Origin of the sequence: Catenulispora rubra, assembly GCF_015356825.1 — a bacterium.
Classification (GTDB): Bacteria; Actinomycetota; Actinomycetes; order Streptomycetales; family Catenulisporaceae; genus Catenulispora; species Catenulispora rubra.
The window spans coordinates 1-6197 of record NZ_JAACYW010000455.1; the positions used below are offsets into that span (position 1 = coordinate 1).

Genomic DNA, 6197 nt, shown 5'->3' on the forward strand with positions numbered 1-6197 from the left:
GGCGGGGGTGCGGTCACGCGCACCAACTTACATGCAGTCCTGCCGGTTTGTTGACCGGCCGGACGCGGCTCCGGTGCGGAGCGAGCCGCCCGGCGTCAGACCAGCTTGCGCAGCCGCAGCAGGTCCGAGAACGAAGCCTCCAGCTTCACCCGCCCCCGGGCCCAGGCCGAAGCGAAGTTCAGCTCCCCGGCGACCAGCGAGATCAGGTCGTCGCTGTTGATCGTCAGCCGGATCTGTGCCCGGTCCCGCGGCTCGGTGGTGACGTCCTCCAACGTCCCCTCGCGCAGCGTCCCGTGGAAGGTCACGTCCAGGTCCGGGACCCGGAGGCTCACGGTCCGTACGAGATTCTTGTTCGACTCGTCCATCTCGCCGAGCTTCCCGGCGAATTCCTTCAGTGCTTCCCGGCATTCCTCGATGGTGGCCACGCGCGTGACCTTAACGCACCTCGGCGCGTGTACGCGTGCTGCTCGCGGCCGGCACGCGCGGCGCCGGGAGCGGCGCGGTCTGCCCGGCCGGCTTGTTCTTGCGCGAGACCGCCGCCCAGACCACGAACGACAGCGTGATCAGCAGGTACGCGTCGCCGATCACGTTCTCCCACCAGCCCCAGTGCATCTCCAGGCCGTTGTTGGTCGGGAACAGCAGCAGCGGGCCCATCAGGAACACCACGGCGAGCAGCGCCAGGCCGGCCATCTTCAGGCGCTCGCGGCCGCGCACGATCTGGATCGCGAACGGCAGCAGCATCGGCGCGATCCACACCCAGTGGTGCGACCAGGAGACCGGGGAGATGAGCAGCTGGCAGGCGGCGACCACGGCCAGCGCGCACACCGGGTCCTCGCGCCGGACCGCGCGCCGGGCGCCGAGGTAGGCCAGGCCGATGACCACCATCGACAGCGCGAACCAGAGGTGTTCCTCGGTCTTCACCGACATCGCCATGCCCGGCAGGCCGCCGAGCCGGTGCAGGCCGCCGCGCAGCGACTGGTTGGCGGCGTATCCGAGGTCGCCGATGCGGGTCGGGTCGAAGACCGTCGCGGTCCAGTACGCCTTGCTGTCGCGCGGGGCCAGGATGATGCTCAGCGAGGTCGCGCCGATGAAGGCGGCGACCATGTTCGACGCGCTCCTCCACTGCCGGCGCGCCACGAAGTAGAGCAGGAACACCGCCGGGGTCAGCTTGATCGCCGCGGCGATGCCGGCCAGCACGCCGCGCGGGATCCGGGTCTTCGGGCCCAGGGCGTCGGTGACGACCAGCCCCATCAGCAGCAGGTTGATCTGCCCGTGCAGGAACGTGCTGCTGATCGGCTCCATCACCAGGCTGGCCAGGGTCAGCGTGACCAGCACCCGGGGCGTGGGCTCGGGCAGGAAGCGGGCCCCGGCGCGGTTGTGCAGCACCAGGTAGATGGTCCAGGTCAGCGCGGTGAAGCCGATCGCCACCATGAGCACCGCGGCCAGGTAGTAGCCGACGAAGCCCAGCACGCTGAAGACCACGGCCGCGAACGGCGGGTAGGTGAACGGCAGGTCCGGTCCGGCCAGCGGATGCGGGAAGCGCGCCGTGTACAGCGGCAGGTCCTTCATGAAGGAGATCCCGCCGTCCCGGTAGACCTTCAGGTCTATCAGCGGGTTCCCGCCCTTGCCGGCGATCAGCCCGATCCCGAAGACCAGGACGGCCGCGGCCGTCCACCAGGCGGCCGCCCGGCGGCGGCTCCAAGGCTTGTAGGAGGTTGTCAAACGGTCGATCCAGGCACCGTCGTCCACCATCGCCATGCCAGCGCAACTCCTCACGAATTCGACGCCGGCGACCGGCAGACCCACACGTTCCCACCCCGCCACGGCGATGGGAATCACCCCGACACGCGCTGATGTTAGCGGATGTGGGCACCCTTTGAATGTCACTCGCAAGAGTCTTGCGTTAACGGCGGATGCCATTCAGGCGACGCTCTGACCAGGTTTTCATCGGGGCCTGAAGGGAATCTGATGCCGGAGCTGCGCATTATCGGGCGGCAATTGCGATTTCGTGGCCGCCCATCCGGGTCGGTCCGGTTCTGCTACAGCTTGTCGTAGTTCGTCGGCGGAGTCAACGCTGCGGCGCTCGCGCCGACGCCCGCCGCGACGCCCGCGCGCCCGGCGGCGGCCGCACCGGCGCTCACGACTGTTCACGCGATAGCGTTCATAGTGAACAACCGGCAACCGAAGGCGAGCGGCGCGACCATGGACGAGTTCACGACGGACGGCCCCGAGGGTGGCGTCCTGGCCGGCCTGCTGGGCGACCCCCGGGAGGCGGCGCGCGCCGAGGAGCCCGTCGTCCCGTTCCATGAGACCTCCGAAACCCTCGACTTCCAAGTGGATTACGAGCACTCCGGCGACCGCCGCGTCGACGACGCCCTGGACCGCCTGGCCCGGCTGCCCGACACGCCGCTGGCCGGCCACGCCGACGTGTACGACGCGGTCCACACCGAGCTGCGCGCGATCCTGTCCGAGCAGCCCGCGGCCCAGGGCCCCCGGTGACGGCGCCGGTGACCGCCCCGTGACCGCCCGGCGCCGCCTGGACGCCGAGCTGGTGCGCCGCAGCCTCGCCCGCTCCCGCGAGCAGGCCCGGGAGCTGATCGAGGCCGGCCGGGTGAGCGTCGGCGGCCAGACCGCGGGCAAGCCGGCGACCCAGGTGGAGACCTCCGCGGCGATCGTGGTGGCCGAGGCCAGCCAGGGCCCGGACTACGTCTCGCGCGGCGGGCACAAGCTCGCCGGCGCGCTGGCCGCCTTCGCCGCCGACGGCCTGAGCTTCGCCGGCCGCCGGGCCCTGGACGCCGGCGCCTCCACCGGCGGCTTCACCGACGTCCTGCTGCGCAACGGCGCCGCGCACGTGGTCGCCGTGGACGTCGGCTACGGCCAGCTCGCCTGGTCGCTGCGCACCGACGAGCGGGTCACGGTCCTGGACCGCACCAACGTGCGGGACCTGACGCCGGACATGATCGGCGGTCAGGTGGAACTCGTAGTGGGTGATCTCTCGTTCATCTCACTGCGGCTGGTGTTGCCGGCGCTGGCCGCCTGTGCGACCGAGGAGGCGGATCTGACCCTGATGGTCAAGCCGCAGTTCGAGGTCGGGCGGGAACGGCTGGGCTCCGGAGGCGTGGTGCGCGACGTCGGCCTGCACGCCGAGGCGGTGCGGGACGTGGCCGCCGCGGCGGGCCGGGCCGGGCTCGGCGTGCGCGGCGTGGCGGCCAGTCCGCTGCCGGGACCGGCGGGCAACGTCGAGTACTTCCTCTGGCTGCGCGCCGACGCGCCGCCGCTGCGCGAGGAGGACTTGGCGCGGGCCATCAAGGAGGGCCCGGCCGGGGACGGCCGGTTCGACGCGGACTCCGCACCGGAGCCCGTTCCGGACGACGTCAGTCGCGCGGGATCGATGGTGAAGATGGTGGACGAGGGGTCTGGGGAGGCGAGCTGATGGGACACGGTGAGCGCACCGTGCTGTTGGTCGTGCATACCGGTCGGCGGGTGGCCCTGGACGCCGCGCGCGACACCGTCGCGCGGCTGTCGGCCCGCGGGGTCGGCGTGCGCGTGCTGGCCGGCGAGGCCGGGGATCTGGAGACCGACGCCCCGGTCTGCGCGCTCGACGCCGAGGCGCTGGAGGAGATCGAGCTGGTGGTGGTGCTCGGCGGCGACGGCACGGTGCTCCGCGGCGCCGAGGTGGCGCGCTCGGCCGGCGTCCCGCTGCTGGGCGTCAACCTGGGCCGGGTCGGCTTCCTGGCCGAGGCCGAGTACGAGGACCTGGCCTTCGTCGTGGACCGCATCGTCGCCCGGGACTACACGGTCGAGGAGCGGATGACGCTGGACGTCGAGGTCAGCCTGGACGGGCAGGTCATCGACCGCTCCTGGGCGCTGAACGAGGCCAGCGTGGAGAAGGCCTCGCGCGAGCGCATGCTGGAGGTGCTGGTCTCCATCGACCGCCGGCCGCTGTCCAAGTGGGGCTGCGACGGCGTCATCTTCGCCACGCCGACCGGCTCCACCGCCTACAACTTCTCCGCCGGCGGTCCGATCGTCTGGCCGGACCTGGACGCCTTGCTGCTGGTGCCGATCAGCGCGCACGCGCTGTTCGCGCGGCCGCTGGTGGTCTCGCCGTACTCGTTGCTGGCGCTGGAGTTGCAGCCCAACGGCGACGAGACCGGGAGCAAGGGCGCTGTGATGTGGTGCGACGGCCGCCGGGTGCTCGACCTGCCGGCCGGCGCGCGGGTCGAGGTGCGGCACGGTGCGCTGCCGGTGCGGTTCGCGCGGCTGCACAAGGCGCCGTTCACCGACCGGCTGGTCGCGAAGTTCGCGCTGCCGGTGGACGGGTGGCGCGCGGAGAAGTAGGCGCCGAGCTGACGTCTTTTCCTCACACTGACACCGTGTCAGGGCTGTGAACTTCGCCCCCTAAAGGGACGAATCCGGCGCGCAGGTACCGCTTCCGGCCCGCGAAGACCTAGTGTCGTACCTGTGCTGGAGCAGATGAGGATTCGCGGCCTCGGCGTCATCGAGGACGCGGTATTGGAGCTGTCGCCCGGATTCACGGCAGTCACCGGCGAGACCGGAGCCGGCAAGACGATGGTGGTCACCGGCCTCGGCCTGCTGTTCGGAGGTCGTTCGGACTCCGCCTTGGTCCGGCCCGGCGCCGAGCGGGCCTCGGTCGAGGGCCGCCTGGTCGTGGACCCCAAGGGCGCCGCCGGCCTGGCCGCCGCCGAGGCCGGCGCCGAGTTGGAGCCCGTCGGCAAGGACAAGGCAGAACTCATCATCTCCCGGTCGGTGTCCTCCGAGGGGCGCTCGCGGGCCAGCCTCGGCGGCGCCGCGGTCCCGATCGGCGTCCTCGGCGGCCTGGCCGACGACCTGGTGGCGATGCACGGCCAGTCCGCGCAGCAGTCCCTGTTGCAGCCGGCGCGCCAGCGCCGGGCCCTGGACCGCTACGCCGGCCCGGCCGTCGCCGAGGCGCTGGCCGAGTACAAGGCCTGCTTCGACCGCCTGAAGAAGATCGACTCCACCCTCGACGAGCTGACCACCCGGGCCCGCGAGCGGTCCCAGGAGGCCGACCTGCTGCGCTTCGGCCTGGCCGAGGTCGAGCGCCTGGAGCCGCTCGAGGGCGAGGACGCCGAACTCGACGCCGAATCCGAACGCCTCGGCCACGCCGACACCCTGCGTACCGCCTCCGGCGGCGCGCACATGGCGCTGGCCGGCAGCCCGGACGACCCGGCGTCGATCAACGCGCTGTCCCTGGTGTCGGAGGCCACCCGCTCGCTGGAGGCCGCCCGCGGCCACGACCCGGCGCTGGCCGAGCTCGCGCAGCGCCTGGACGAGGCCTCGTTCCTGCTGGCGGACGTGTCCACGGAGCTGGCGGCGTACGCCGACTCGATCGAGGCCGACCCGCGCCGGCTGGCCGACGTCCAGCAGCGCATCAGCGACCTCAACAGCCTGATGCGCAAGTACGGCCCGAAGCTCTCCGATGTGATCGCCTGGGCCTCCGACGGCGCCCTCCGCCTGTCCGAGCTCGAAGGCGACGACGACCGCATCGCCTCCCTGACCGAGGAGCGCACCGCGGCGCGCTCGGAGCTGGCGGGGCACGCGGCGCGGGTGTCGGCGGCGCGCTCGCAGGCCGCGGACAAGTTCGCGGCAGCGGTGACCACGGAGCTGGCGGAGCTGGCGATGCCGCATGCGCGGGTTGAGGTTCCGGTGACGCAGAAGGACTCCGCCGACGGCTTGGAGCTGGACGGTCGGAGGGTGGCGTTCGGCCCGACCGGCGTCGACGACGTCGAGATTCGGCTGGCCCCGCATCCGGGCGCGCCGTTCTTGCCGATCGCCAAGGGGGCGTCGGGTGGTGAGCTGTCGCGCGTGATGCTGGCGGTTGAGGTGGTTTTTGCGGGATCGGATCCGGTGCCGACGTTTGTGTTCGACGAGGTGGACGCGGGTGTGGGTGGTAAGGCCGCGGTCGAGGTGGGGCGGAGGTTGGCACGGCTGGCGCGGTCGGCGCAGGTGGTGGTGGTGACGCACCTGCCGCAGGTGGCGGCGTTCGCGGACCGGCAGCTGGTGGTGAGGAAGGCCAATGATGGGCTGGTGACGCGGTCGGGCGTGGTGGTGCTCGACGACGCGGCGCGGCGGCGGGAGCTGGCTCGGATGCTTGCGGGGCTGGAGGAGTCGGAGCTCGGGCAGGCGCATGCGGATGAGTTGTTGCACTGTCTCTTATA

6 protein-coding genes are annotated in these 6197 nt (G+C 71.9%); 4 read left to right on the forward strand and 2 right to left on the reverse strand.

The features are described from left to right. Window positions 1-95 precede the first annotated feature (95 nt). Window positions 96-425: an alkyl sulfatase C-terminal domain-containing protein gene (locus GWK61_RS51960; RefSeq protein ID WP_194921597.1), complete on the reverse strand. Its 330-nt coding sequence runs from the start codon at window positions 423-425 to the stop codon at window positions 96-98. 10 nt (window positions 426-435) lie between these two features. Next, complete coding sequence (locus GWK61_RS51965; protein WP_194921606.1) at window positions 436-1758, reverse strand: glycosyltransferase 87 family protein; 1323 nt, start codon at window positions 1756-1758, stop codon at window positions 436-438. Between the two features lie 444 nt (window positions 1759-2202). Between GWK61_RS51965 and GWK61_RS51970 the strand changes: the two genes are divergently transcribed. The 4 genes from GWK61_RS51970 to recN all read left to right on the forward strand — a co-directional run. Next, window positions 2203-2499, forward strand: a complete 297-nt coding sequence (locus GWK61_RS51970; protein WP_194921607.1) for a hypothetical protein — start codon at window positions 2203-2205, stop codon at window positions 2497-2499. 19 nt (window positions 2500-2518) lie between these two features. Beyond that, the gene (locus GWK61_RS51975) at window positions 2519-3433 is read left to right on the forward strand and encodes a TlyA family RNA methyltransferase (RefSeq protein ID WP_323748166.1); all 915 of its coding nucleotides are present in this window, start codon (window positions 2519-2521) and stop codon (window positions 3431-3433) included. Continuing rightward, the gene (locus GWK61_RS51980) at window positions 3433-4338 is read left to right on the forward strand and encodes an NAD kinase (protein WP_194921608.1); all 906 of its coding nucleotides are present in this window, start codon (window positions 3433-3435) and stop codon (window positions 4336-4338) included. The genes GWK61_RS51975 and GWK61_RS51980 overlap by 1 nt, the downstream gene beginning before the upstream one ends. A 135-nt stretch (window positions 4339-4473) precedes the next feature. Continuing rightward, a partial coding sequence (recN, locus tag GWK61_RS51985) for a DNA repair protein RecN (protein WP_194921609.1) occupies window positions 4474-6197 on the forward strand: 1724 nt, incomplete at its 3' end.